This is a genomic window from Tabrizicola sp. BL-A-41-H6, from assembly GCF_050632395.1.
GTDB lineage: Bacteria > Pseudomonadota > Alphaproteobacteria > Rhodobacterales > Rhodobacteraceae > JAUYQR01.
Genome location: NZ_CP192600.1, coordinates 288,960 through 315,014 on the forward strand (window position 1 = coordinate 288,960; position 26,055 = coordinate 315,014).

At 61.2% G+C, this 26,055-nt stretch carries 28 protein-coding genes; 13 read left to right on the forward strand and 15 right to left on the reverse strand.

All coding sequences use genetic code 11. The features are described from left to right. Position 1: 1 nt before the first annotated feature. Together mltA and ACROUL_RS01380 are read right to left on the reverse strand one after the other, a co-directional pair. Positions 2-1,024 (reverse strand): murein transglycosylase A, encoded by a 1,023-nt coding sequence (gene mltA / locus ACROUL_RS01375; protein WP_431297770.1) that lies wholly within the window; start codon positions 1,022-1,024, stop codon positions 2-4. 9 nt (positions 1,025-1,033) lie between these two features. Then, positions 1,034-1,693 carry a Tim44/TimA family putative adaptor protein gene (locus ACROUL_RS01380; protein ID WP_431297771.1) on the reverse strand — a complete coding sequence of 220 codons (660 nt, stop codon included), beginning with the start codon at positions 1,691-1,693 and terminating at the stop codon, positions 1,034-1,036. A 129-nt stretch (positions 1,694-1,822) separates the two neighbouring features. Between ACROUL_RS01380 and ACROUL_RS01385 the strand changes: the two genes are divergently transcribed. Together ACROUL_RS01385 and secB are read left to right on the forward strand one after the other, a co-directional pair. Further along, positions 1,823-2,296 carry an FxsA family protein gene (locus ACROUL_RS01385; RefSeq protein WP_431297772.1) on the forward strand — a complete coding sequence of 158 codons (474 nt, stop codon included), beginning with the start codon at positions 1,823-1,825 and terminating at the stop codon, positions 2,294-2,296. 54 nt (positions 2,297-2,350) lie between these two features. Next, complete coding sequence (gene secB / locus ACROUL_RS01390; RefSeq protein ID WP_431297773.1) at positions 2,351-2,863, forward strand: protein-export chaperone SecB; 513 nt, start codon at positions 2,351-2,353, stop codon at positions 2,861-2,863. Positions 2,864-2,917: 54 nt separating this feature from the next. Here the strand turns inward: secB and dnaQ are convergent, their stop codons facing one another. From dnaQ to ACROUL_RS01410, 4 genes are read right to left on the reverse strand one after another with little or no spacing between them, the layout of a single operon-like run. Then, positions 2,918-3,616 (reverse strand): DNA polymerase III subunit epsilon, encoded by a 699-nt coding sequence (gene dnaQ / locus ACROUL_RS01395; protein ID WP_431297774.1) that lies wholly within the window; start codon positions 3,614-3,616, stop codon positions 2,918-2,920. Next, positions 3,609-4,196, reverse strand: coding sequence for a dephospho-CoA kinase (gene coaE, locus ACROUL_RS01400; RefSeq protein WP_431297775.1), 588 nt, complete (start codon positions 4,194-4,196; stop codon positions 3,609-3,611). The genes dnaQ and coaE overlap by 8 nt, the downstream gene beginning before the upstream one ends. After that, entirely contained in the window at positions 4,193-5,032 is an 840-nt protein-coding gene (locus ACROUL_RS01405; RefSeq protein ID WP_431297776.1) for a shikimate dehydrogenase, read from the reverse strand. Before ACROUL_RS01405 ends, coaE begins: the two co-directional genes overlap by 4 nt. After that, the gene (locus ACROUL_RS01410) at positions 5,029-5,622 is read right to left on the reverse strand and encodes a Maf family protein (protein ID WP_431297777.1); all 594 of its coding nucleotides are present in this window, start codon (positions 5,620-5,622) and stop codon (positions 5,029-5,031) included. Before ACROUL_RS01410 ends, ACROUL_RS01405 begins: the two co-directional genes overlap by 4 nt. A gap of 395 nt (positions 5,623-6,017) precedes the next feature. On the opposite strand from ACROUL_RS01410, the gene hemJ reads away from it, so the two are divergent. The 8 genes from hemJ (at position 6,018) to ACROUL_RS01450 (ending at position 14,325) form a co-directional block, all read left to right on the forward strand. Then, on the forward strand, positions 6,018-6,467 hold the full coding sequence (gene hemJ, locus ACROUL_RS01415) for a protoporphyrinogen oxidase HemJ (RefSeq protein WP_431297778.1): 450 nt from the start codon (positions 6,018-6,020) through the stop codon (positions 6,465-6,467). Continuing rightward, on the forward strand, positions 6,461-7,345 hold the full coding sequence (locus ACROUL_RS01420; protein ID WP_431297779.1) for a hypothetical protein: 885 nt from the start codon (positions 6,461-6,463) through the stop codon (positions 7,343-7,345). Before hemJ ends, ACROUL_RS01420 begins: the two co-directional genes overlap by 7 nt. Positions 7,346-7,504: 159 nt before the next feature. After that, entirely contained in the window at positions 7,505-8,776 is a 1,272-nt protein-coding gene (gene rho / locus ACROUL_RS01425) for a transcription termination factor Rho (RefSeq protein ID WP_431297780.1), read from the forward strand. 30 nt (positions 8,777-8,806) lie between these two features. Next, positions 8,807-10,099, forward strand: a complete 1,293-nt coding sequence (mnmE, locus tag ACROUL_RS01430; protein ID WP_431297781.1) for a tRNA uridine-5-carboxymethylaminomethyl(34) synthesis GTPase MnmE — start codon at positions 8,807-8,809, stop codon at positions 10,097-10,099. A gap of 11 nt (positions 10,100-10,110) precedes the next feature. Further along, a complete protein-coding gene (mnmG, locus tag ACROUL_RS01435; protein ID WP_431297782.1) occupies positions 10,111-11,973 on the forward strand; it encodes a tRNA uridine-5-carboxymethylaminomethyl(34) synthesis enzyme MnmG in 1,863 nt (620 codons plus the stop codon). Continuing rightward, positions 11,970-12,599, forward strand: coding sequence for a 16S rRNA (guanine(527)-N(7))-methyltransferase RsmG (gene rsmG / locus ACROUL_RS01440; RefSeq protein WP_431297783.1), 630 nt, complete (start codon positions 11,970-11,972; stop codon positions 12,597-12,599). The genes mnmG and rsmG overlap by 4 nt, the downstream gene beginning before the upstream one ends. Then, entirely contained in the window at positions 12,583-13,389 is an 807-nt protein-coding gene (locus ACROUL_RS01445; protein WP_431297784.1) for a ParA family protein, read from the forward strand. The genes rsmG and ACROUL_RS01445 overlap by 17 nt, the downstream gene beginning before the upstream one ends. Before the next feature lie 15 nt (positions 13,390-13,404). Continuing rightward, positions 13,405-14,325, forward strand: a complete 921-nt coding sequence (locus ACROUL_RS01450; protein ID WP_431297785.1) for a ParB/RepB/Spo0J family partition protein — start codon at positions 13,405-13,407, stop codon at positions 14,323-14,325. On the opposite strand, the gene hemW is transcribed toward ACROUL_RS01450, so the two are convergent. Genes hemW through rph form a run of 3 tightly spaced genes read right to left on the reverse strand, consistent with a single transcriptional unit; the run spans position 14,322 to position 16,836 of the window. Further along, positions 14,322-15,515: a radical SAM family heme chaperone HemW gene (gene hemW, locus ACROUL_RS01455; RefSeq protein WP_431297786.1), complete on the reverse strand. Its 1,194-nt coding sequence runs from the start codon at positions 15,513-15,515 to the stop codon at positions 14,322-14,324. The genes ACROUL_RS01450 and hemW overlap by 4 nt on opposite strands. Next, on the reverse strand, positions 15,512-16,120 hold the full coding sequence (gene rdgB, locus ACROUL_RS01460) for an RdgB/HAM1 family non-canonical purine NTP pyrophosphatase (protein ID WP_431297787.1): 609 nt from the start codon (positions 16,118-16,120) through the stop codon (positions 15,512-15,514). Before rdgB ends, hemW begins: the two co-directional genes overlap by 4 nt. Further along, the gene (rph, locus tag ACROUL_RS01465) at positions 16,120-16,836 is read right to left on the reverse strand and encodes a ribonuclease PH (protein WP_431297788.1); all 717 of its coding nucleotides are present in this window, start codon (positions 16,834-16,836) and stop codon (positions 16,120-16,122) included. Before rph ends, rdgB begins: the two co-directional genes overlap by 1 nt. Before the next feature lie 73 nt (positions 16,837-16,909). Here rph and hrcA point away from each other — a divergent pair, with 73 nt between their 5' ends. Both hrcA and ACROUL_RS01475 read left to right on the forward strand, forming a co-directional pair. Beyond that, positions 16,910-17,980: a heat-inducible transcriptional repressor HrcA gene (gene hrcA / locus ACROUL_RS01470; protein ID WP_431297789.1), complete on the forward strand. Its 1,071-nt coding sequence runs from the start codon at positions 16,910-16,912 to the stop codon at positions 17,978-17,980. A 21-nt stretch (positions 17,981-18,001) separates the two neighbouring features. Next, entirely contained in the window at positions 18,002-18,532 is a 531-nt protein-coding gene (locus ACROUL_RS01475) for a nucleotide exchange factor GrpE (RefSeq protein WP_431297790.1), read from the forward strand. Here ACROUL_RS01475 and mutS read toward each other — a convergent pair whose 3' ends face one another. The 4 genes from mutS to ACROUL_RS01495 are packed head-to-tail and all read right to left on the reverse strand — an operon-like array spanning position 18,533 to position 24,539. Beyond that, positions 18,533-21,133 carry a DNA mismatch repair protein MutS gene (gene mutS / locus ACROUL_RS01480; RefSeq protein ID WP_431301220.1) on the reverse strand — a complete coding sequence of 867 codons (2,601 nt, stop codon included), beginning with the start codon at positions 21,131-21,133 and terminating at the stop codon, positions 18,533-18,535. It lies immediately after the preceding gene. Positions 21,134-21,157: 24 nt separating this feature from the next. Continuing rightward, entirely contained in the window at positions 21,158-22,171 is a 1,014-nt protein-coding gene (locus tag ACROUL_RS01485) for an aldo/keto reductase (protein ID WP_431297791.1), read from the reverse strand. Continuing rightward, the gene (gene hslU, locus ACROUL_RS01490) at positions 22,168-23,466 is read right to left on the reverse strand and encodes an ATP-dependent protease ATPase subunit HslU (RefSeq protein WP_431297792.1); all 1,299 of its coding nucleotides are present in this window, start codon (positions 23,464-23,466) and stop codon (positions 22,168-22,170) included. Before hslU ends, ACROUL_RS01485 begins: the two co-directional genes overlap by 4 nt. Further along, complete coding sequence (locus tag ACROUL_RS01495) at positions 23,463-24,539, reverse strand: hypothetical protein (RefSeq protein ID WP_431297793.1); 1,077 nt, start codon at positions 24,537-24,539, stop codon at positions 23,463-23,465. The genes hslU and ACROUL_RS01495 overlap by 4 nt, the downstream gene beginning before the upstream one ends. A 185-nt stretch (positions 24,540-24,724) precedes the next feature. On the opposite strand from ACROUL_RS01495, the gene ACROUL_RS01500 reads away from it, so the two are divergent. Next, entirely contained in the window at positions 24,725-25,036 is a 312-nt protein-coding gene (locus ACROUL_RS01500; protein WP_431297794.1) for a BrnA antitoxin family protein, read from the forward strand. Here the strand turns inward: ACROUL_RS01500 and hslV are convergent. Together hslV and trxA are read right to left on the reverse strand one after the other, a co-directional pair. Beyond that, positions 25,023-25,583, reverse strand: coding sequence for an ATP-dependent protease subunit HslV (gene hslV / locus ACROUL_RS01505; RefSeq protein ID WP_431297795.1), 561 nt, complete (start codon positions 25,581-25,583; stop codon positions 25,023-25,025). The genes ACROUL_RS01500 and hslV overlap by 14 nt on opposite strands. Positions 25,584-25,678: 95 nt before the next feature. After that, positions 25,679-26,005, reverse strand: a complete 327-nt coding sequence (gene trxA, locus ACROUL_RS01510; RefSeq protein ID WP_431297796.1) for a thioredoxin — start codon at positions 26,003-26,005, stop codon at positions 25,679-25,681. Positions 26,006-26,055 lie beyond the last annotated feature (50 nt).

Sequence of the window (26,055 nt, forward strand, 5' to 3'; positions counted from 1 at the left end):
GTCACCCTTCGGGCAAAAGCGCGTAGGCGCGGTCGATCGGCAGCAACAGGATCATCCGGCCGGGGTCCTTAATGGTCCCGGCAGCATCGCCCGCCTCGGCGCCGGTACCGTAAAAGATATCGGCACGCTGCGTCCCCTTGATCGCGCCGCCGGTATCCTGCGCCATCATCAGGCGGCGCAGTGGATCGCGTCCATCCTTTTCAATCCAGACGGGGGCGCCCAAGGGCGTGAAAGCGGGGTCAATTGCGACTGAGCGCAGGGTTGTGATTGACCGGCCCATGGCGCCAATCGGGCCTTCATTCGCGGAAAGGTCGCCGATCTTGCGAAAGAAGACGTAAGACGGGTTGGTATGCATCAACTCGCGGCCCGCCGCCGGGTTTCGGCGTACCCAGGCGCGGATTTCCTGTGCCGAAACCTGATCCATCGTATGCGATCCACGCCGAACCATCTCCTGGCCGATGGAGCGGTAGGGCTGCCCGTTGGCCCCTGCATAGCCGACCCGGATGACATTGCCGTCGGTCATGCGAATGCGGCCAGAGCCTTGCACCTGCAGAAAATACACGTCGATCGGATCATCCAACCAGGCAAGCTCAAGCCCTCGGCCTGCAATCGCGCCACCGTCGATGCTGGCACGGGTGTGGTAAGCCACGCCTTCCGACAGTTCCGGAGGGCGGCGATAGATCGGGTAGGCATATCGCGGGGTGCGAACCGGCGAACCATCAAGCTCCGGCTCGAAGTATCCGGTGAAAAGCGCGGGCGGTGCGCCAATCATCACAGGCTTGAAGAACAGCTCGAAAAAGCTGCGCGCCGATGCGTCGTCTTGCGGCGTGTCCGCGGCCAACGCACATATCGGGCGCCAGTCAGGCGCATCGATCAGATCGCAGGTCCGCAGAAACGCCGCCAGCGCCTCGGCGTGAGTATCCTCATGCCAGCCGTCAAGCTGCTCGAAGTCAAGAACCTGGGCGGTAGAGGGCGCGGCCGTCATCGCTGCCATCAGACAAAGGGGAAGGATCGGCGCGCGCATTCCAACAGGTCAGTCGCCGGTGGCGACAAGCTGCCAGTTCGGATCGTCCACGCCCATCCGGCGCGCGAACGTCCAGACATCGCGTTGGCGCTTGATTTCCTTCGGGCTGCCTTCGACAATCTCGCCAGCCTTGTTGCGCACCACATACGTTTGCTCACCAACAAAGCGCACCGAGATTTCGGCCATGCCGCTTTCACGGTTGAAGGTCGCGTCGTGCAGAGCCAGTTCCTTCATGCCCACGAAAGTTGCCTCGACAGTGAGGCCGTCCTTCTCGCGCTGGTCGATCGCCTCGCCAAAGCTCGCCTCAACATCGTCGGACAGGAACGGACGGATTCGGTCCAGCTCGCCTTTCTCGAACGCCATCAGGATCATCTCATAGGCACTGCGCGCCCCACCAAGGAAGGTGCCGACCGAAAAGCCCGGTTCGGCCATCTTCATCGCCGCCAAGGCCTTTGCCGCGTTGGTTCCGTCGGCAACGTGGTCAATGATGTCACGGTCAGGCCCGCCCTCGATCACCTCAAAGTCGCGCTTCACGCGCGGCTTTACCTCGTCCAGCGGGATGGGCGGCTTTTCAAAGCCCTCGCGGCTGCCAAGCACCGAGCGCAGCTTCAGGATCAGGAAGATCGCTATCCCGGCCAGCACAAGAAGTTGGATCAGGGAAGAACTCATCGGATACCTCTGAAAGCCCCGCGTGGGGAAAAAGGGAGTGGGTTGGCGGAACCGCCTTGGCCTCTTATGTAGGATGGGGTGCGGTCGAAGTCTACCAGCCGGGCCAAACAGAAAGTGAAGGGACCTCGGATGTGGGTTTTTCTGGCGATCCTGGCAGTTCCGCTGATCGAAATCGGGCTTCTCGTCACGCTCGGTGGCGCAATCGGGCTTTGGCCGACATTGGCTTGGGTCCTTCTGTCCGCAGGATTGGGCCTGTTCGTCCTACGCCGCGTTGCGACCGACGGGGCTTTGACGCTGCGCCAGGACATGGCGGCGATGGGCGACCCGCTTTCGCCCCTCGCACAGCGTGCGATGTTGGTGATGGCGGGAATATTGCTGCTGTTGCCGGGCTTCATGACCGACGCCCTTGGGCTTCTCCTCCTGCTCAAACCGGTGAGAACTCTGTTGATCGGGCTTGTGGCCCGCCGGATGAAGATAGTTCCTATGCGTGGATCGCCGCGACCAAGGTCACCGACCGAAGTCATTGAAGGCGAATGGCGCGAGGTTGACGATGCGCCGCCACCCCCGCGCCGCGACAAACCATCAGGTTGGACTCAGCATTGAGGGCGCGCGCGTGACCTGCTAGGAACGCGCCAGCTTCAGTGAGGAGAGGTCAAGATGGCCGAGGAAACCAACAGCGGCAACGGCGCGGCAGCCCCGGCGCAACCGCAAATCAAGATGCAGGTGCTGGCGCAGTATATTCGCGATATGTCGTTTGAAAACGTCGTGGTGCAAAAGGGCCTTAGCGGTGTGGAAGTGCAGCCTGACATTCAGGTCGCGGTCAGCCTCGATGCTCGCAAGCGCGCTGTGGAACATCAGTTCGACGTTGTAACGAAGTTCAAGGTCACCTCGCGCAACAAGGTGAACAACGAACCCTTGTTCCTGCTGGAACTGGAATACGGCGGCACCTTCCACGTCGAGGGCGTGGCGGACGAACAACTCCACCCATTCCTGCTGATCGAATGTCCGCGCCTGTTGTTCCCCTTTGTTCGGCGGATCATCTCTGACATCACCCGCGACGGAGGCTTTCCGCCGCTTAACGTCGATACCGTTGATTTCATGTCACTTTATCGTCAGGAACTTGCGCGGCGCGCACAGGCGGCGGCTACCCCGGCAGTTCAGCCGAACTGAGCTGCGTAAACCCCTAACAGCCGGCCCTTCGGGGCCGGTTTTTCATTATCGGTCTCAGACGCGCTTGACCCAGATCGCCGTGTCTCCCAGCTTGGCCACAAAGGCCTCATGGGCTGCGGCTTCGGTCGGCGTTATCCGTGGTGAAAGCGGCTCGGGCCGCGGACGGGGGCGCCATGCGGTGCCGTTCATTGCATCGTCGCGCGACCTTGTCTGCGCCACCGTATTCAGCGCGAAATCCGGCTGCCGGCCACCGATCAGCTCCAGATAAACCTCGGCCAGGATCTCGCTGTCCAGAAGCGCGCCGTGCTTTTCGCGCGCTGAGTTATCCACCCCGAAGCGTCGGCACAAAGCATCCAGCGACGCTGGCGACCCGGGAAACTTCTGCCGCGAGATCATCAACGTATCCGTGGCGCGCGCCGCGGGCAGCACTGAAAGACCGCACCGCTGCAGTTCAAAGTTCAAAAAGCGCATGTCGAAGGCCGCGTTGTGGATGACAAGTTGCGAGTCCGCGATGAATTCCAGAAACGCGGCGCCGATCGCTGCAAACACAGGCTTGTCGCGCAGGAAGTCATCGCCAAGGCCATGCACCTCGAACGCTTCCTTCGGCATCGGTCGTTCGGGATTTATGTACTGGTGGTAGGTGCGCCCGGTCGGAAGGTGGTTGAACAGCTCCACCGCGCCGATTTCGACGATGCGATGCCCTTCGGCGGGGTCGAAGCCCGTCGTTTCGGTGTCCAGAACGATCTCACGCATGGCTGGTCCGGATAAAGGCGATCAGCGCGCGAACATAGGCCCGCGCACTGTCTTCGCTGAGGGTTTCAAGGATGTGAGTGGCGCGACCGCGCTTTTCGGCGTCTGGCATCTGACGTGACAAGATCAAGGCAAACTGCGCCTCGGTCATGCCGGGGCGCGAAAGCACACGCTGGCGTTGCAGGACCGCAGGCGCGGTGACGAGAAGCGTGGCATCAAGCGCGGCGTCGGTACCTTTTTCAAACAGAAGCGGAATGTCGAGAACCGCTATGTCACCTGTCGCCGCGGCCAAGAACGCATCCCGGTCGGCCGCGACCATCGGGTGGACAGCCGCCTCGATGCGGGCAAGCGCCGTGGGGTCACTGGCGATCCATGCCTTCAGCACAGCCCGGTCAACAGCGCCGCTGATGGTTGCGGCTGGGTACAAGGTCGCTATGCTCGGGACCGCAGCACCACCCTTGGCGTAAAGCCTGTGAACAGCAGCGTCGGCGTCCCAGACCGGGATGCGCTCTTCGGCGAACAGGGCGGCGGTCGCGGATTTCCCCATGCCGATGGAGCCGGTAAGTCCGAGACGGAAGGTCATGCCGACAGCACCGCCCGGCGGGTTTCCTCGTCTACCTCGGGGCGCTGGCCGAACCAGCGTTCAAAGCCGGGGGCGGCCTGATGCAGAAGCATGCCCAGCCCATCGACGACGGTGCAGCCAAGCGCCTCGGCCTCGATCAGGAATTGCGTCTTGAGTGGGGTGTAGACAAGGTCGGTCACCAAAGCACGCGGGTTAAGCGTCGCAAGCGGCACACGAAACTCCGGCTTGCCAGTCATACCAAGGGATGTGGTGTTGATCACCGTGGCCGCGTCGCCAAGCTGTGCGGCGGCCTGCGTCCATTCGTGCACCACAACCTTGGCGCCAAAGTCCGACCTCAGCGCATCGGCGCGCGCACGGGTACGGTTGGCCAGACGGATTTCCGGCACCCCCACCTCGATCAGCGAGGCGACGACGGCGCGCGCTGCACCCCCCGCCCCGAACACGACCGCAGGGCCAGCGCCGGGCTGCCAATTCGGCGCATTCTGCCGGATGTTCGCAATGAACCCCGAACCGTCGGTATTGTCAGCGTGGATCTTGCCATCCTTGCGGAAAATCAAAGTGTTGGCAGCGCCGATCAGCGCAGCCCGGTCGGTGATGATATCGGCGATGTGCAGGATCGATTCCTTGTGGGGAAGCGTCACGTTAAGGCCCACGAAGCCCAGCCGCGGCAGGGTGCGGATCAGATCCGGCAGGTCGTTCGGCGCGATGTCTATCGGTATATAATGGCCCTTCAGCCCATAACGCCGCAGCCAGTAACCATGCAGGGCCGGGCTTCGGCTGTGGGCTACCGGATGGCCAATGACACCAGCGAGGGGGATGCGGGGATGGTCTGTCATGCCGCGATCATGCCGCGAGTTCGCAGCCATGCCAACAGCGGCAGCAGCGGCAAGCCGAGAATCGTGAAATAGTCGCCTCGAATGTCCGAAAACAACCGCACGCCCTCTTCCTCCAGCTTGTAACAGCCAACAGCATGGCGAATGCTGTCCCAGTTGCGGTCCACGTAATCCGACAGATAATGGTCCGACAGATCGATCATCGTCAGATCCGCGCTGCCGACGTAGCGCCAGACCGGTTCTGTGTTCTCATAGACGACGATTGCAGACAAAAGCCGATGTGTGCGGTTTCGCAGGCTCTGAAGTTGCTCGATCGCATCCTCCCGGTTTGCCGGCTTTGTGAAGATCCGCTCGCCTAGGGAAAGAACTTGATCGCAGCCGATCACCAGCTGGGTCGGATGCCTTTCGGCGACCTTCCGGGCCTTCATCTCGGCCAACGTGTCAGCGACATCGCGGGGGTATGCTGCCTCGGCCTGCAGCGCGTCGCGCGCCGCGTCCTCATCGACACGCGGAGCGACCGCGGTAACATCAAGGTTGGCAGCGCGGAGCAGCTGCAATCTGATCAGCGAGGCAGAGGCGAGAAGGTAGGACAAGGCTGTGGGCAAACCTGTTTTGTTCTGCGGGGCAAGTCAGGGCAGCGACAGGCCACAGGGATAACCCGGGCGACCCAGCGCATTCCAGGTAGAGATATCTGGTTGTTGATGGGCTTGTCACGGGGTTTGGGACAAGAGCTTATCCAGTGAGAGCAGTTTCTGGGCCTGTGGATTAAAAATCCTCGCCATTACTGGTTAAATATTTGTTTTTAAATGGAATTCTATTTTCAGGCAGTGAAACAAAAGAGTTTCCACCAGACTGTCCACATGGCTTGGACTGTGGACGGAACCAAGGATGAAAGCAGTTATCCAGTTATCCGCAACCCCTACATCATCCTCATTCCTTAAATTCTTTTCTTCTTTATAGAAGGAAGAAAGAAACGAAGAGGGCGGGCATGATCAGTTTCCTTGCGGAGTGGGCGCTGGTGATCAAGGCGCTGCACGTGGTGTCAGTGATTTCCTGGATGGCCGGTATCTTTTACCTGCCAAGGTTGTTCGTTTATCATGCGGAACAGGTACAGGTCGGTACCGCAACCGACACGATGTTCCAGACGATGGAGCGACGCTTGCTGCGTGGCATCATGAACCCGGCAATGATCGCGACATGGGTTTTTGGCCTGGCGTTGGTTTCTGTTCCGGGGCTGGTGGACTGGTCTGCAGTCTGGCCTTGGGTGAAGGCGGCGGCAGTGCTTGCAATGACGGTGTTCCACATGTGGCTGGCAGGACGGCGCAAGGATTTTGCGGCTGGTAAGAACACTCGCAGCGGCAGGGACTACCGTATCATGAACGAGGTGCCGACGGTTCTGATGCTGGTCATCGTCTTTGCTGTGATCGTGAAATGGTGAAACTGGCGGCAATCTTGATGCTCTTGGCCACTTCGGCCTCGGCCCAGCTTTTGGAAAACGGTCAGGATCGCCGGGAGATTGACCTTCAGGTGATTGACGGCAGGGCCTTGGTCGCGGTCGCGATTGATGGTCAGAGCGGCCTGATGATGATCGACAACGGCACGCCCCAGGCCGTAATGCTTAATCGCGATGCGGTTACTCTGTCGGCTGGGCAAGAAGTGGGGCGGGGTGTCGCCGCCTCGGGTCAGTCGGTTGTGGTTGATCTTCACGAGGCGCCTGTGATGACGGTGGCAGGTCGGCCGTTTGCCCTGCCTGAACGTGTCACCAGTGGTAATTTTGCCTTTGTCGAGGAAGGTTTCGGCGCGGGGTTCATGGGTTTCATCGGGTCACCTGTGCTGTCTGAGGCTCCGTTCCTATTGGATCTTTCTCGCAAGAGAATGGTCGTGATGCGCTCTGTGTCGCTCGACCTGATCCAAGCCGATGTGCGCGGACGGATTTTCTTTTCAATCTGGAATGATTCACTGCCTACGTCGGTTGTCGAGGTCGGGCGGACAGCAATGCTTGTGGATTTCGACACGGGCGATAGCGGAACCCTCTATCTGCGAGATGCAACCCGTGCCGCGCTGGTTGCAGGTGGAAACTTGTGTTGCGGACCCGGCATCATGGAACTTTCGGGATTGCGGATCGGCGGGGTAGATTTTTCTCCCACGCCGGTGCGCGTGGTTCAGGCGGGCGGGCCAGAGGATTTTCGAAGGACAGGCGCCTCGGACAACCTGAGACTGGGGGCGTCCTTTCTGATGCAGAATCCGGTCCTATGGGATTTTGCCAGCCGGGAACTGGTCTTCCTGACCTCAACCGCAACGGTGTTGGCGCCGTGACGGCGGAAGCGCTGTTCTGCATGCGGGCAGGGTGATTGACTTCTTCGGCACCGACAGTGTAAAGGCGGCGTGCGGGGTCGTCCGGCCCATGCGCTTCCCGTCCTAGCACTGCGATGATTTGCCCTGACATTGGGCGATCCGCCCAAGGTAATCTTCCCCATGACCGTTGAACGTTTGAACCTGTCCGATCTCAAGGCCAAGACGCCTGCCGACCTTCTGTCGATGGCCGAGGAATGGGAGATCGAGAACGCGCCCTCGATGCGCAAGGGCGAGATGATGTTCTCGATCCTGAAGGAACACGCCGAAGAAGGTTGGGAAATCGGTGGCGATGGGGTACTTGAGGTGCTTCAGGACGGCTTCGGATTCCTGCGCAGCCCGTCTGCCAACTACCTGCCTGGCCCTGACGACATCTACGTGTCGCCCGATATTCTGCGGCAGTTTTCGTTGCGCACCGGTGACACGATCGAAGGCCTGATGCAGGCCCCCAAGGAGAACGAGAAGTATTTCTGTATGACCAAGGTCACGCGGATCAACTTCGACGATCCGGAGAAGGCAAAGCACAAGGTGCACTTTGATAACCTGACGCCGCTTTACCCGGATGAGCGGTTGAAGATGGAGGTCGAGGATCCAACGATCAAGGACCGTTCGGCCCGGATAATCGACCTGGTCGCACCGATCGGCAAGGGCCAGCGCGGGCTGATCGTGGCGCCGCCGCGGACCGGCAAGACGGTGCTGTTGCAGAACATTGCCAATTCCATCGCGCAGAACCATCCGGAGTGTTACCTGATCGTCCTTCTGATCGACGAACGCCCCGAGGAAGTCACAGACATGCAGCGCACGGTGAAGGGAGAGGTCGTTGCCTCAACCTTTGATGAACCGGCGACGCGGCACGTCGCGGTAGCGGAGATGGTGATCGAAAAGGCCAAGCGGCTGGTGGAGCATAAGCGGGATGTTGTTATCTTGCTCGATTCCATCACAAGACTTGGTAGGGCGTTCAACACCGTGGTGCCGTCAAGCGGCAAGGTTCTGACCGGCGGCGTGGATGCGAACGCGTTGCAGCGGCCGAAGCGTTTCTTTGGTGCGGCGCGGAACATCGAAGAAGGTGGGTCGCTGACGATCATCGCGACAGCGTTGATCGATACCGGCAGCAGGATGGACGAAGTCATCTTTGAAGAGTTCAAGGGCACCGGCAACAGCGAAATCGTGCTGGACCGCAAGGTTGCCGACAAGCGTGTGTTCCCGGCAATGGATATCCTGAAATCCGGCACCCGGAAGGAAGATCTTCTGGTCGACAAGACGGATCTGCAGAAGACCTACGTGCTGCGCCGCATCCTGAACCCGATGGGTACCACCGATGCGATCGAATTCCTGATCGGAAAATTGAAGCAGACCAAATCCAATTCGGATTTCTTCGATTCAATGAACTCCTGACGTCACAACGGTTCTTGAGGCGCGTCTGCCATGGATACGATCTTTGCGCCCGCGACAGCCCGCGGGCGGTCCGGATTGGCGGTAATCCGGCTGTCCGGACCTCTGGCGCATATGGCGGTTGCTTCCTTGTGTGGCAAGCTTCCTGTGGTTCGCGTCGCCGCCTTGCGCCGTCTGGTCTGGAAGGGCGACTTGATTGACGAAGCGCTGGTCCTGCTGTTCGCGGCTGGAGCAAGCTTTACCGGCGAATCCGTGGCGGAATTGCACGTCCACGGTGGACCTGCCGTGGTTTCGGCAGTGCTGCGTGTATTGGGAGAGCAGCCGGGACTGCGCCTCGCGGAACCGGGTGAGTTCTCCCGGCGCGCGCTGGAGAACGGGGTTATCGACCTTACGCAGGTTGAGGGGCTTGCCGATCTTATCGACGCCGAAACCGAGGCACAGCGTCGCCAGGCTGTGCGCGTTCTTTCCGGGTCGATCGGAGATCGGGTCAATGGCTGGCGATCAAGGCTGGTGCGGGCAGCTGCGCTTTTGGAGGCCACGATAGACTTTGCGGACGAAGAGGTCCCCGTGGATGTCGGGCCTGAAGTGCTGGCCTTGATTGACGGTCTGCTGGACGAACTGCAGGCAGAAGCCGCTGGAGTAGCAGCATCTGAGCGCATCCGGGACGGCTTTGAAGTAGCGATCGTCGGCGCGCCTAACGCAGGAAAATCGACCCTTCTCAACAAGTTGGCACAAAGGGAAGCGGCAATAACGTCCGAGATTGCTGGAACAACGCGCGATGTTATCGAAGTAAGGATGGAGATCGCAGGGCTTCCGGTTACGCTTCTTGACACGGCGGGACTGCGCGACACGGACGACCCCTTGGAGCGTGCCGGGATAGATCGCGCGATCACGCGAGCGGAGGCGGCCGATCTTCGGGTATTCTTGGTGGGCGAGAGTGGCGAGACTCTCTCGCTTAAGCCGCGCACAGAGGACCTACTCGTCTGGGGCAAAGCTGATATGGGGCCTGAACGATCAGGCCAGCTTGCGGTGTCTGGCATCACCGGGGCCGGCTTGGCGGAACTGGTACGGGCTATAGGCGATATTCTTTCGCCGCGCATCGCATCGGCCGGCGTGTTGGTGCGAGAGCGGCATCGCAGAGCCATCAGCGAGGGTCTTGTCGCACTGGCCGAATCTCGCAGCGAAGTGATAAGCAGGGAATCGCGAACCGAATTGGCGGCGGAATCTTTGCGCCGCGCGATCCGTGCACTTGATGTACTGTTGGGGCGGGTGGGCGTTGACGAGCTGCTAGGGGAAATCTTCGCGAGTTTCTGTATCGGAAAGTAAGGACGTTTCACGTGAAACATTACGACGTCATAGTAATCGGTGCCGGCCACGCGGGCTGCGAAGCCGCTGCCGCGTCTGCGAGGATGGGCGCTCGTACTGCGCTGGTCACAATGAAGCTGGCCACGATCGGTGCTATGTCATGCAATCCAGCAATTGGAGGGCTTGGGAAGGGCCATCTCGTGCGCGAGATAGATGCTCTCGATGGTATCATGGGCCGGATGGCGGATGTATCCGGCATCCAGTTCCGCCTACTGAACAGACGGAAGGGCCCGGCGGTCCAGGGCCCGAGAGCCCAGATAGACCGAAAACTGTATCGATCCGCGATACAGGCCGACCTCTCGCAGCAACCTCGCCTGACGATCATCGAAGGTGAGGTGGCGAGGCTGTCGGTTCGCTCTGGAACAATAACCGGCGTTGACTTGATGGACGGGTGTGAGCTCACAACAGGGCGCGTCGTATTGACCGCTGGAACTTTCCTGAACGGTGTAATCCACATCGGCGATCGCAAATCGACCGGTGGACGAATAGGCGATGCGCCGTCACAGGTGCTGGCACAACAACTTGCCGAATTGGCGCTACCTCGCGGACGATTGAAGACCGGCACACCTCCGCGTCTGGATGGCAAGTCGATAAACTGGGACATGCTGGAATCCCAGCCGGGTGACGATACACCGGCAATGTTTTCGTTCCTTTCGTCGCAACCGTTTGTTCGGCAGGTCTCTTGCGGCATCACACACACGTCAGAAGCGACGCATGACATAGTCCGGCAAAATCTCGGCCGGTCAGCCATGTACGGCGGTCACATTGATGGAGTTGGACCGCGCTACTGCCCGTCTATCGAAGACAAGGTGGTCAGGTTTGCCGACAAGACCTCCCATCAGGTTTTTCTCGAGCCGGAAGGCCTGGATGACGATACCGTCTATCCAAATGGCCTTTCCACATCGCTCCCGGCTGACGTGCAGCTAGCCTACATCCAAACAATTCCAGGCTTGGAGCGGGCGGTAATCCTGCAGCCCGGCTATGCGATCGAGTACGATTTCTTCGACCCGCGGTCGCTCCGCCGAGCTCTCGAAACGAAGTTGGTGGCGGGTCTGTATTTTGCAGGCCAGATCAACGGCACCACCGGATATGAAGAGGCGGCCGCCCAGGGGATTGTCGCAGGCCTTAACGCCGCCGCCGCAGCACTGGATCGGCCAGGTGTTGAATTCAGTCGCAGCACCAGCTATATCGGCGTCATGGTTGATGACCTCATTTCTCGTGGGGTCACAGAGCCTTACCGTATGTTTACGTCGCGGGCAGAGTTTCGCCTTACGGTGCGCGCCGACAATGCCGATCAGCGTCTAACGCCGATTGGTCTGGCAGCCGGCTGTGTCGCACCAAATCGCTCAAAGGCCTTTTCGGACAAGATGGATCGGATTTCTGCTTGCCGTGACGCGCTGTCTACCATCGTCCTGTCGCCCTCTGCGCTTGGTGAGGTGGGTCTTTCCGTCTCATCGGATGGTCACAAGCGGACGGCCTATGCAGCGCTGGGTCTTCCAGGCGCAGACGCCAAGGTCTTCGTCCAACGCTTCCCACAGTTAGCAGGGATGGAATCAACAACACTGCAGCAGCTTCAGACCGAGGCTATCTACGATCAATACACCGCGCGGCAAGCGCGGGAGGTTGACCAGCTCAAGCAACAAGAACATCAACTGCTTCCTGCCGACATCGACTACGCTAGTATTTCAGGCCTTTCTGTCGAACTTCGGATGAAACTTGACCGCGCGCGTCCGGAAAACCTGCATCAGGCCGGACAAATTGAAGGAATAACACCGGCGGCCCTTCTTCTCTTGTTGTCTCGCGTGCGACACTCCGCCCAGGGGAGGGCGGTTTGACTGCAGGCCAGTTGATTGCTGGCGTCGATGTTTCACGTGAAACAGTCGATAAACTGCGTTTCTTCGAAGCGTTGGTTCGCCGCTGGACACCCGCAATCAACCTGATATCGCCTTCTAGCATCTTGGATCTTTGGGGGCGCCATGTCATTGATTCTGCGCAACTTTTCCACCTTCTCACGAAGGACAGCAGCAGTTGGTTGGACGTCGGCTCAGGCGCCGGCTTCCCTGGTCTCGTCATTGCCATTCTTGCGCGTGAAAAACAGCCATCCCTTGAAGTCACTCTTATCGAGTCCGACCAGCGCAAGGCCACCTTTCTGCGCGAAGCGGCCCGTCAGCTTTCCCTTGAATGCAAAGTTCTAGCGCAGCGTGCCGAAACCGTGCCGCCAATTGGTGCAGATGTGCTTTCCGCTCGCGCATTCTCCTCGCTTTCCTCGCTTCTCCCGATCGCCGACCGTCATCTCGCGGCCAGCGGCACGGCAATCTTCCCAAAAGGCAAAACCTGGCGCGACGAGGTTGAAGAAGCCAGAAAGGGGTGGTCATTCACCCTTGATGCGGTGCAAAGCGTGTCTGACGAAGACGCCGCCATACTAGTCCTGAGAGAGATAGCCCGTGTCCCCCACCGCTGACGGCCCCCGCCCCCACATCATTGCACTGGCGAACCAGAAGGGCGGCGTTGGCAAGACCACCACTGCAATCAACCTTGCCGCTGGCCTTGCCGAAATTGGTTTTCGCGTGCTGCTTGTGGACATTGACCCTCAGGGAAACGCTTCCACCGGCCTCGGCATAGCCCCGCAAAATCGAAAGCTCACAAGCTATGATTTGATAGTAGATGGCGTCAGTGCACAAGATGTGGTGCAGAAAACCGCCATCGACTCCGTTTGGATCATACCGGCCAACGCGGACCTCTCCTCTGCTGACCTCGAGATTGTCTCCCATGAAAAGCGCAGCTTCCTGCTGCACGACGCGCTTCGCCAGCCCGATCTCGATTCCTACGCCTTCGACTACCTGCTGATCGACTGTCCCCCGTCCCTTAGCCTTCTGACGATCAATGCAATGGTTGCGGCCGACTCGGTCCTTGTCCCCCTTCAATGCGAATTCTTCGCTCTCGAGGGGTTGTCGCAACTCATGCTTACAATCCGTGACGTTCGGCGCTCCGCCAACCCGGCGCTCCGTATCGAAGGCATTGTCCTGACTATGCATGACATGCGAAACAAGCTGACCTCGCAGGTCGAGGCGGACGCCAGGGCGACAATGGGGGACGTCGTGATGAAGACGACCATTCCGCGAAACGTCCGCGTAAGCGAGGCTCCGTCCCACGCCTTACCGGTGCTATCCTACGATACGGCCTCCAAAGGAGCAGTCGCCTATCGCGCGCTGGCCAAAGAGCTCGCGAATAAAAGAAAAACGGTTCGATAACAAAGGCTTGGTTCCGTGACCCGAAAAGATGAAAAACGTGGCCTAGGCCGTGGCCTCTCGGCTCTGATGGCGGATGTGAACCTGTCCAGTGCTGATTCGGTCGCCGGCGACCGCCGAAGCGAACAGCTGGTTCCGGTCGAAAATCTTGAGCCAAACCCGCAGCAGCCGCGAATCGACTTTGGTCAGCAAGAGCTTCAAAGCCTCGCCGATTCGATCCGGCAGAAGGGCGTCATCCAACCCCTTATCGTCCGCGCCAAAGGCGAGACTGGAAAATTCGAGATCGTCGCCGGCGAGCGGCGCTGGCGGGCCGCTCAGCTCGCCCAACTTCACGAAGTTCCGGTCATCGTCCGTGATCTGACCGACGGAGAAGTGCTCGAAATCGCGATCATCGAGAACATCCAGCGCGAGAATCTGAATGCAATCGAAGAGGCGCTCGGATTTCGCCAGCTGATGACACGCTTTGGCCACACGCAGGAAAAGCTGGCCGAAGCGCTCAGCCGCAGCCGCAGCCACGTGGCCAACCTCCTCCGCCTTCTCCAGCTGCCGGATGAGGTGCAGTCGATGGTTCGCGCCGGTACCCTCACAGCAGGCCACGCCCGCGCGCTGATCGGCTGCCCGGACCCGCTTGATCTGGCAAAACGGGTGGTCGGCAAAGGCCTCTCGGTTCGTGAAACCGAAGCTTTGGTGCGCGCCAGCGCAGTTCCGCGCGGCAAAGGCGGGCAGGGGCCGCGCGGTCGGCAGATCCAGAAAGACGCCGACACTCTGGCAATCGAAGCCGACCTTTCGGCCAATCTCCGGATGCCGGTTCAGATCATGCACGAACCCGGTGGTGACAAAGGCCAACTCATCATTCGCTACAATTCTCTCGATGACCTCGATATGTTGTGCCGCATCCTTTCCCTTATACCAAGGGATGCGGACATGAGCGATTATTAGCGCGCGGACTGCCGTCCTGCCAACAACGCGCGCAGCACTCCGTTCAACACCATGCGACCCTGCGCCGTGGCGCGCATGGTCTCGTCCCTGACTTCGATCATGCCGAGGTCGGCCAGTTCGGCAACCGCAGCCGCGGGCAATTCCTCGCCCGCCAGCGACCCGTACCAAGCCAATGACGCGCCCTCCCGCAGCCGCATCGCCATCATCAGATATTCCACCGCCTGCTCGGTACCCGAAAGGCGCGCCCGCGGCATCTCGCCCGGCCTCCCGCCCAACACGTCATCGAGCCACTTGCCGGGACTGCGCGGCGCTTCGGTTGCAAGCCGCGCGTCGCCCAAGGTCAGGCGCCCGTGCGCGCCCGGTCCAATCCCGGCATAGTCACCCATCCGCCAATAAATCAGGTTGTGCCGCGACTCCGCCCCGGGCTTCGCATGGTTCGAAACTTCATAGGCCGGCAGTCCCGCCGCGTCGCACATACCTTGGGTCAGTTCGAACATGTCCGCCGAAAGGTCTTCATCCGGCAACCCGCCAAGCAGCTTCTGGGCATGCATCCGCTGGAAAACGGTGCCATCCTCGATCGTCAACTGGTAAAGCGAGATATGGTCTGTCCCAAGGCCAAGCGCCGTTGAAAGCTCCCGCTCCCAATCGCCTAGACTCTGATCCTGCCGCGCATAGATCAGGTCAATGCTCACCCGGTCGAACACATCCTGGGCAATTCCAATCGCCCGCCGCGCCTCATCGCTTGAGTGAAGCCGTCCGAGCCGGCGCAAAGAGTTGTCGTCAAGCGCCTGAATTCCCAAGGAAACCCGGTTCACCCCGGCCGCCGCATAGCCCTCAAAGCGGCCGATCTCGACCGAACCTGGGTTGGCCTCCAGTGTCACTTCCAGATCATTGGCCAGCGCCCAAGACTGACCAATACGTTCCAGAATGGCGGCCACCAGCGACGGCTGCATCAGCGACGGCGTTCCGCCACCGAAGAACACCGTGTTCAGAACCCGCCCCTTGGTCTCGGCGGCAACCCGGTCGATCTCACGCAGGTAGGCGGTCTGCCAGTCGCCTTGGTCAATGCTGGTGGCGACGTGGCTGTTGAAATCGCAATACGGACATTTCGATTGGCAGAACGGCCAGTGCAGATATAGACCGAAGCCCGCGCTGCGCCAATCCTTCCCGCCTGCATTCTCCGGCGTCACGCAAAACACTCCGCAACCATTTTACGAAACGCGTCTGCCCTGTGGCTGACTTGGTTCTTCTCCCATCGGTCCATCTCGCCGCAGGTAATCTCTTGTCCGTCCGGCACGAACATCGGGTCAAACCCGTGCCCTTGGTCGCCTCGCGGCGGCCAGATCAGCCGTCCTTGCATGATCCCCTCAAACGCCCGGTCCGATCCATCGGGCCATGCCAAAACAAGCGTGCAATGAAACGCAGCCCGCCAAGGCTCCTCCGCCCCGGCCGCCAGCAATGCATCCCACACCCGCCGCATGCCGAGGTCAAAGTCACGACCAGTCTCTGTAGTGGCCCAATCCGCGGTATAAACCCCCGGCGCCCCCCCCAGGGCCTCGACGCTCAGCCCGGAATCGTCCGCCAGCGCCGGCAGTCCCGACGCCACTGCCGCTGCATGTGCCTTGATCCGTGCGTTGCCGACAAAGGTCGTCTCGGTTTCCTCCGGCTCGACCAGGCCCAGATCGCCCGCGCTGACCACACTCACCCCATAAGGCTCCAGCAACCGCGAGATTTCCTCAAGCTTGCCCTTGTTGTGCGTGGCCAGAACCAGCTTGTCACCCTGCCCGAGGCGCATCAAAGACCAAGCGCGGCTTTCTGCGCAGCCACCAGCGCATCGGTCCCGGCCTGTGCCAGATCCAGCAACTCCGACATTTCCTGCCGCGAGAACGAGGCGCCTTCGGCCGACATCTGCACTTCCACTAGCCGCCCGGCACCGGTCAGCACGAAGTTGCCATCGGTTCCGGCCGTCGAATCTTCGGCATAGTCCAGATCAAGCACCGGCTGGCCGGCATAAATGCCACAAGACACCGCCGCGATATGGTCGAGCATCGGGTCGCTGACCACCACGCCAGACGCCATCAACTTGCGCACCGCAAGCCGCAATGCCACCCATCCGCCAGTGATCGACGCACAGCGCGTGCCACCATCCGCTTGCAATACGTCGCAGTCGATGACGATCTGCCGCTCGCCCAGCGCGTTCCGGTCGACACCAGCCCGCAGACATCGACCGATAAGACGTTGAATTTCTTGCGTTCTACCAGATTGTTTTCCCGCAGCCGCCTCGCGTCGGGTGCGGCTGTTTGTGGCGCGCGGCAACATTCCGTATTCCGCTGTCACCCAGCCTTGCCCGGTGTTCTTCAAAAACGGCGGCGGCTTGTCCTCGATCGTGGCCGAGCACAGCACATGGGTTTCGCCCATCTTGATCAAGCAAGACCCTTCCGCGTGCTTCATCACGCCGGTTTCGATTGAAACCGGCCGCAGTTCACTTAACTTCCTGCCTGACGGGCGCATGAGCCGACCTTTCCATGAGACGCGGACACATACGCAAGCAAGGACCATTGATGCAACCCCGAACGCACCTGCGATGACCGACGCAAGCACGATCCTGTCAGACATGAACGACCGCACCCGCGAGGTGTTTCGCCTTGTGGTGGAACAGTATCTCAGTTCCGGCGGCCCTGTCGGTTCCCGCACCCTCACCCGCACCCTCACGGAAAAAGTCTCTGCCGCCACCGTGCGCAACGTGATGCAGGATCTGGAATACCTCGGCCTCCTCGACAGCCCGCATGTCTCGGCAGGTCGGGTTCCGACGCAACTGGGATTGCGGATGTTTGTCGACAGCCTCCTCGAAATCGGCTCGGTCGCCCCCGAAGACCAAGAAAAGATCGACGCGACGATGGGCGGCAACGATCCAGACGTGTCCACCCTTCTCGATCAGGTCGGCGCGGCCCTCTCAGGTATCACTCGCGGCGCCAGCCTTGTTCTTGCACCAAAGCGCGAAGCGCCAATCCGGCATATCGAATTTGTCAGCTTGGCGCCGGACCGCGCGCTCGTCGTGCTGGTTTTCGCAGACGGTCAGGTGGAAAACCGAATCTTCACCCCACCCCCCGGCCAGACGCCCTCTTCGATGCGCGAGGCCGCGAATTTCCTCAACGCCCTTGCCGAAGGCCGCACTCTCACCGATCTGCGCCGCTCGATCGCCAAGGAAATCGCCCAGCGGCGTCAGGAAATCGACGCTCTCGCCCGTGATCTTGTCGAAAGTGGCATCGCGCTGTGGGAAAATGCGGGGGAAAGCTCGGAACGCCTGTTGGTGCGGGGCCGCTCCAACCTGATAGAAGACGTCTCCGACGCGTCCGAGATTGACCGGATTCGCACCCTTTTCGATGACCTCGAACGCAAGCGCGACATCGCGGAATTCCTTGGTCTGGCCGAGACGGGCGAGGGCGTGCGCATTTTTATCGGCTCCGAGAACAAGCTTTTTTCACTTTCCGGTTCAAGTCTGGTGGTTTCTCCCTATATGAACGCTGATCGGAAAATCATCGGTGCGGTGGGCGTGATTGGTCCGACTCGGCTGAACTATGGCCGGATCGTCCCGATCGTTGACTACACCGCCCAACTGGTGGGCCGCCTTGTCTCGGATCGGGGCAAGGGCTGAAACGAAGACGAGGACGTTAAGATGGCGCAGGAAGAAACCGCTCCGCAAGAGATGGAGCTGGATCAAGCGGATATGGCCGCGGCTAATGACGAGATCGAGGCGCTGAAGGCCGAGCGCGACGATCTGCGTGACAAGTTCATGCGCGCGCTGGCTGATGCGGAAAACTCGCGCAAGCGTGCCGACCGTGATCGTCGCGAAGCCGAACAGTATGGCAGCACGCGCCTGGCCCGCGATCTTCTGCCGGTGTTCGACAACCTCAAGCGCGCGCTGAACGCGGTTAACGACGACCAGCGCGCCGCCGCCTCGGCTCTGATCGAGGGGGTGGAACTGACCCTGCGTGAGCTTATCACCGTGATGACCCGCCACGGCATGACCCCGATTGCGCCCGAGATTGGTGAGGTTTTCGACCCGCAGACGCATCAGGCAATGTTCGAGGCGCCCGTCGCGGGCACCAAGGCCGGCCAGATCATCCAGGTGATGACCGAAGGCTTCCTGCTGCACGACCGCCTGTTGCGCCCCGCACAGGTTGGCGTATCGTCAAATCCGCAATAGCTACAGCAAGCCCTTGATTTCATAGATAAGCCGCAGCGCTTCGATGGGCGTAAGCTCGTCGGGGTGAACATCGCGCAACCGCGCTTCCACCACTGATTGCTTCGGCGCTGCCTGCGCCGCAACCACTGGGGCCGCCCGGAACAGTGGCAGGTCGTCGATAAGCGCCGCCTGCTTGCCACCCTCCCGTTCGCCCTTCTCCAGCGCCTCGAGAACCACCTTCGCCCGCTCAACCACGCTTGCCGGCAACCCCGCTAGCCGTGCCACCTGCACCCCGTAGGAACGGTCCGCCGCGCCTTTCCTGACCTCGTGCAGGAAGATAACGTCCCCTTCCCATTCCTTCACGCTGACGGTGGCGTTTTCCACCCCGGCCAGCTTCCCCGCCAAGGCCGTCATCTCGTGGTAATGCGTGGCAAACAGCGCGCGGCAGCGGTTCACCTCGTGCAGATGCTCCAGCGTCGCCCAGGCAATCGACAGCCCGTCATAGGTCGCCGTTCCGCGCCCGATCTCGTCCAGAATAACCAGCGCCCGGTCATCCGCCTGATTCAGGATCGCCGCCGTCTCCACCATCTCGACCATGAAGGTCGATCGTCCGCGCGCCAGATCATCCGCCGCACCAACCCGGCTGAACAGCTGGCTGACCAGCCCGATCCGTGCTGATGTGGCTGGTACAAAGCTTCCCGCCTGGGCAAGAAGTGCAATCAGCGCGTTCTGCCGCAGGAATGTGGATTTACCCGCCATGTTCGGCCCGGTCAAAAGCCAGATCGCCGGCGTCTCCGCCTCGGTCAGCGCGCAATCGTTCGCTACGAACGGCCCGGCGCCCTGTCGCCTCAGCGCCCGCTCCACCACCGGATGCCGCCCGCCCGTGACCACAAAGGCGCGGCTGGCATCGACCACCGGTTCAACCCAGCTTTCGGCGGCCGCAAGATCGGCAAAGGCTGCCGTGAGGTCAATCTCCGCCAGCGCCCGCGCTGCCAGTCCGATTGGCCCCGCAGCCGCCAGAATCTCGCGCTTTAGGCCATCATAGTGACGTTTTTCAATTTCCAGCGCATGGTTTCCAGCATTTAGAATGCGCGTCTCGATCTCGTTCAGCGGAACCGTCGTAAAGCGCACCTGACCCGCCGTCGTTTGCCGGTGGATGAAGGTTTCCGGCATCGCACGCATCCGGTCTTCATGCGTAGTCGTCACCTCGATGAAGTAGCCCAGCACGTTGTTGTGCTTGATCTTCAGCCCCGACACGCCCGTCAGCGCGACATACTCCGCTTGCATCCGCCCGATCACGCCGCGCCCCTCGTCCCGCAAGGACCGCGTCTCATCCAGCTCCGCGTCATATCCCGTCGCGATGAACCCGCCGTCGCGCGCCAACAGCGGGGGTTCGGCCACCAGCGCACGGTCCAGAAGCGCCACCAGCGCCTCATGCCCGCGCAAGGCCTCCGCCGTCTTAACCAGAAGCGCTGGCGCGTCCGCCAATTGCCCCGCAATCCGCTCCGCCTGCTCCAGCCCCGCCCGGATAGCCCCCAGATCACGCGGCCCGCCGCGATCCAGCGCAATCCGCGACAACGCGCGGTCGATATCCGGCACCCGCCGCAGCGCGTCCCGCAGGGTTTCGCGCAACCGGGCGTCCTCGCATAGCGCCTTCACCGCCTCCAGACGCCGGTGGATCAGCCCAAGGTCAAGCGACGGTGCGGAAAGCCTGCGTTCAAGCAACCGCGCGCCCCCGGCAGTCACCGTCCGGTCCACCGCCGCCAGCAACGATCCCTCGCGCCCGCCCGAAAGTGCAGCGGTCAATTCAAGATTGCGCCGCGTCGCCGCGTCGATCTGCAAGGTGCCGCCCTGCAACTCCTTCACTGGCGGCCGCATCAGCGGCAAACGCCCCCGTTGCGTCAGATGCAGATAGTCGACCAATGCCCCCATCGCCGAAACTTCGGCCCGGTCAAAGCTGCCGAACGCATCCAGAGACCCCACGCCAAACATCTCGCACAGCCGCTTTTCTGCCCCCGCAGAGTCAAAGCTGCCGCGCGACAACGGCGTCACAGAAGCACCCATTTCCGCGATGTTAGAGACTATTTCACGCTCCCGCGCCTCACTCACCAACACCTCGCGCGGAGCAAGGCGTGCAAGGTCGGGGCCAAGCCGGGCCAGGCTTGACGGCATTACCCGGAACTCGCCGGTCGAGATATCAGCCCAGGCCAGCGCCGCCTGATCGCGCACCTCGGCAAAGGCGCACAGAAAGTTATGCCGGCGCGCCTCCAGCAGTGAATCCTCGGTCAGCGTGCCGGGCGTAACCAGCCGCACCACATCACGCCGCACCACCGCCTTGTAGCCGCGCTTCTTCGCCTCCGCCGGATCTTCCAGCTGTTCTGCAATTGCCACGCGAAAGCCCTTGCGGATCAGCGTCAGCAGATACCCCTCGGCGGCATGTACCGGCACGCCGCACATCGCGATCGGCTCGCCTTGATGAAACCCCCGCTTCGTCAGCGCAATGTCCAGCGCTGCCGAGGCTGCGACAGCATCATCGAAGAACATCTCGTAAAAATCGCCCATCCGGTAGAACAACAGCGCACTAGGGTTCTGCGCCTTGATCTCCAGATACTGCGCCATCATCGGCGTGGTGGCGTCGTCGCTCACTCAGGCACCGGTCGGGGCGTCAGGGTCGATAAGGTTCGCAGCCTTCAGATCCACCCAAAGCTGCGGCGGGATCGCCAACGCCACGTTGGCCGCATTGCTGCGAACCTGCTCAGGGCTTACCGCGCCGGGAATGACTGACACGACCGCAGGGTGCAGCAACGGAAACTGCAACGCCGCCGCCGCCAGCGGCACCCCATGACGCAGGCACACCGCCTCGATCGCCAGCGCCTTGCTTACCATCTCGGGCGTCGCGGGCTGATAGGCATACATCACCCCGGGGGCCGAAGGTGCTGCAAGCAATCCAGACGCGAACGGCGCCCCCAGCACGACCTTGATCCCCCGCCGCACGCATTCGGCCATCGGCCCGTGCAGGGCGGCTTGATCGGCAAGCGTGTAAGGCATTGCCACCAGAAAGAAATCCACATCGATCCACGGTGCGATGCGCGCGAAATCTGCCAGCGTGTTCATCCCCATGCCGACCGCCGAAATCACGCCCGCGGCCTTCAGCCCGTGCAGATAGGCCAGCCCGGAGCCCACCAGCGCCGCCATATGCCCTTCAAACGCCGCGCCCTGATAGTCCTGATCCAAGTCATGGATGATCAGCGCATCGACCGAAGGCTGCCCCAGGCGCAATTGGCTTTGCTCGAAAGACCGGGCAAAGCCATCAGCGGAGTAATCGTACCGCACAGCGAAATTCAGCCCGCCCTTCCACTGCACCCGCGCGTCTTCTCCGCGTCTTGCAGGCTCGTATATACGCCCCACTTTGGTGGAGACAAACACTTGATCTCGTGGGAAATTCCACAACGCCGTGCCAAGTCGATGCTCCGAAAGCCCGTGCCCGTACCAAGGCGCGGTGTCAAAGTAGCGCACCCCGGCATCCCACGCCGCAGCAAAGGTCGCCTGCGCCTCGGCCTCGGAATATTCGGCGAAGATGTTGCCCAACGAAGCGCCGCCCATGCCAAACCGGGGCCAGTCATCCGGCCAGCGCGGGGCAGCGGGCGCGATCACCGTCACAGCACGTACCGCGACAGGTCAGCCGACCGCGCCAGCGCGCCGACATTCTTTTCAACAAACGCGGAATCGACAGTCACAGCTTCCCCCGAACGGTCCGGTGCGGTGAACGACAGCTCCTCGAACACCCGCTCCATCACCGTATAAAGCCTGCGCGCCCCGATGTTTTCAACCGATTGATTGACCTCTGCCGCAATCCGCGCGAGCGCTGCAATCCCGTCGGGTGTGAACGTGACCGCAACCTCTTCCGTCGCCATCAGCGCGCGGTATTGCAGCGTCAGCGCATTGTCGGTTTCCGTCAGGATGCGCACGAAATCCGCCTCGGTCAGTGGCTGCAGCTCCACCCGGATCGGCAGGCGCCCCTGCAGTTCCGGCAACAAATCCGAAGGCTTGGCAATATGGAACGCGCCCGAGGCGATGAACAGGATATGGTCGGTCTTGACCGGCCCATGCTTGGTCGACACCGTCGTGCCTTCGATCAGCGGCAGCAGATCCCGCTGCACCCCTTCGCGGCTTACGTCGGCGCCGCGCGCATCGGCACGGGCGCAGATCTTGTCGATCTCGTCAAGAAACACGATGCCGTTTTCCTGCACCGCCTCCAAAGCTGTGGCCTTCACCACCTCGTCATCCAGCAACTTGTCGGCTTCCTGCCCGATCAGCACTTCGTAACTATCGGCCACCGACAACCGCTTGCGGGTCGATCTTCCACCAAAGGCCTTGCCGAAAATGTCCTGCAAGCCCTGCATCTGTTCCATGCCTTGCCCGCCCATCATCATCGGAAAGGCGGGGGCCGCATCCGTCACGTCGATCTCGATCATCGTGTCGTCCAGCGCGCCAGTCTTCAGCTTGGCCCGGAACATCTCGCGTGTCTGTTCGCGGGCGTCCTTGCCCGCCAACGCCTCGATCACCCGGTCTTCGGCCATCTTCTGCGCCTTGGCCTTCACGTCCTCACGCATCTGGGCCCGCGTGTCGGCAATCGCCACGTCCACCAGATCGCGGATGATGCTGTCGACGTCGCGTCCGACATAGCCCACCTCGGTGAACTTCGTCGCCTCGATCTTCAGGAACGGCGCCCTTGCCAACTTGGCCAGACGGCGGCTGATCTCGGTCTTGCCAACGCCGGTCGGCCCGATCATCAGGATGTTCTTCGGATAGACCTCGTCACGAAGATCGTCGCCCAACCGCTTGCGCCGCCAGCGATTTCTCAGCGCGACCGCGACGGCGCGCTTGGCGTCGTTCTGGCCAATGATAAAACGGTCAAGCTCGGAAACGATCTCGCGCGGGGTCAGGTTGGTCATTCGGTGCTTCCGTAAGGGGGCAGGCGGGATTTGCCTGGAAAGTCGGGCAGAATGCGCATCACTGCAGCGCGTAGCGGCACCCACCAGGTGCCGATTGCAGTGATAATGGCGCCCAGCGCGATCAGGATAAAGGTCCAGGAGCCAAAGTCGCCGCTGTCACCCATCACCCAGCCGATCACCAGCGCGATATAGGCGATGGCGGCGGTCAGGAACGACCGCCGGTCGATAACCAGCGCCAGAAGCGTGATGACGACCAGTGCAATCGCCAAGAGCCCGATCCCGCCCGCACCGCCGGTGTTGTAAAGCGTCAGCGCCACCGTATTCACCAGCGCCGGTGCCGCCAGCATATGCAGCCAGAACGCCGTCGCCGCATAACGACCCAGCCGATATGGATCGCGGGTGTCAAACCACATGCCGGCCAGAAAGGCCACGATTCCGAACACCAGTGTAGCGGTGGCGAACTGCGGGCTTTCGCGTAGATCAAAGAACCCCGCCATCCCATTGCGATCGCCCGAAATAAACCCACCCAGTGAATCGACCGATGCGGTCAGCGTGTAAATCGCGCCCAAGGCGAACAGCCCCAGGATGAAGGCTGAAAACGGCAGTCGAAACTTCCGATACCACGCCGCCATCCCCAGCGCCGCCAGAACGAAGGCCGAGACCACCGTGCCGCGCAGGTTTACGTGGCCCTGCCCCAGAATGGTAATTGCCGACAGATAGATCCCGCCGCCAAAGGCCGTCGCCAGCACCATCGACGGCAGGTTCATCCGCCGCTTCAGCGTGAAATATCCCGCCCACCACCAGCAGATGCCCGCACAGATCAATGGCAGAATCGACAGCAATGCCACGCCACCGAACCACCCCAGCAGGGCAGTGATCCCAGACAGCAGGATCACCAAGCCGATTGACACGAAGATTTCCGAAAACCCGCGGAAAAACTCGAACGGCTCGTCCTCGGCCGGAAGCGCCGCCCGCTTCCCCGCCCGGTCATGCGCCAGCGCCACGACTGAGGCGGCCTGTGCTTCGGTCAGGATGCCGGCGGCGACGGCAGCGCGAATGTCATCTGGGGTCATCGGGGAACCATCCACTGAATGCACGCCACAGATAGTGGGTTTGCCGCATCAAACCAAGCGAGGAGTTCCGTATTTACGCTTGGTATATACTGTATGCCTTGCTGTATATGCACCGCGTCAATCAACCTTCTTGCATTAATGTTTTCAACGATTTACGAAGGGTCGTTGAGTCGTGAAAGCCCGCCATGAACGAAGAACGCCGCAAACGCCTGAGCATCGCTGAAAAGCGCGCACTGTCGGGATCGTCGCATGACGGAACCGATCCCCTTATTCTTGGCGAGCCTCTGAAAGGCTTCGACCCCCCGGATTTGAACGACTCCGAACCGGAATGGCTTGGCGTTGTCCAGGAAGTGGTTCCGCAAAAGATCCCAATCTCGCTGCGGGTTGATCCTGACGTTCTGGCCTTCTTCAAGGAACAGGGTCCCGGCTACCAGACTCGGATGAACGCGGTTCTGCGGGGCTACATGCAGGAAAAGAAGGCGGTCAGGCGGGCCTGACCCGCTCCACCGTCAGGTTGCCGTTGGTAAAGACGCAGATCTCGGCTGCAATCGCCATCGCCCGGCGGGCAATATCTTCTGCTCCCAGGTCGGTCGCCATCAGCCCCCGCGCGGCCGCCAACGCGAAGTTCCCGCCCGATCCGATTGCCGCCACATCGTTTTCCGGTTCCAGCACATCGCCCGCACCGGTGATGACATAAAGATCGCGCCCGTCGGTCACGATCAGCATTGCCTCCAAGTTGCGCAGATACTTGTCCATCCGCCAATCCTTGGCCAGATCGACACAGGCTCGCGCCAACTGCCCCGGCGCGGCTTCCAGCTTCTTCTCCAGCCGTTCCAGCAAGGTGAACGCGTCCGCGGTTGATCCGGCAAACCCGCACACCACATCGTGCCCGCCCGGCGACAGCCGTCGCACCTTGCGCGCGGTGCCCTTGATCACCGTATTGCCCAGGCTCACCTGCCCGTCTCCTGCCACGACAACCTCGCCGCCGCGACGAACCGCAAGGATCGTGGTGCCGTGCCATCCGGGAAACTTGCTGTCGGTCATGAAAAGCCTCTCTCGTTTCCCCCAATATCGGTGGTCTTGCCGCAAAACAAAAGGGCGGCCCCAGCGGACCGCCCTCGTAACCTCTCAGCCGATCCTCAGATCGCCGATTTGATCCAGGTTTCCAGCGCCGCCTTCGGAGCAGCGCCCACCTTGTTCGACACAACCTGCCCGTCCTTGAACATGAACAGCGCCGGAATGCCGCGAACGCCCAGAACTGCCGGGCTTTCCGGGTTCTCGTCGACGTTGACTTTCACGATTTTCACCTTGCCTGCATATTGCGCGGCAAGCTCTTCCAGCGCCGGGCCGATCTGACGGCACGGGCCGCACCATTCAGCCCAGAAATCCACCACCACCGGCACGTCCGACTGGCGGACTTCGGCGTCAAAGGTGGCGTCGGTAACGGCGACGGTTGCAGCGCCCATGATCGGGATCTCCTGTGGGAATTTCGGCCTCCAAAGCTAGGGAGAGACGC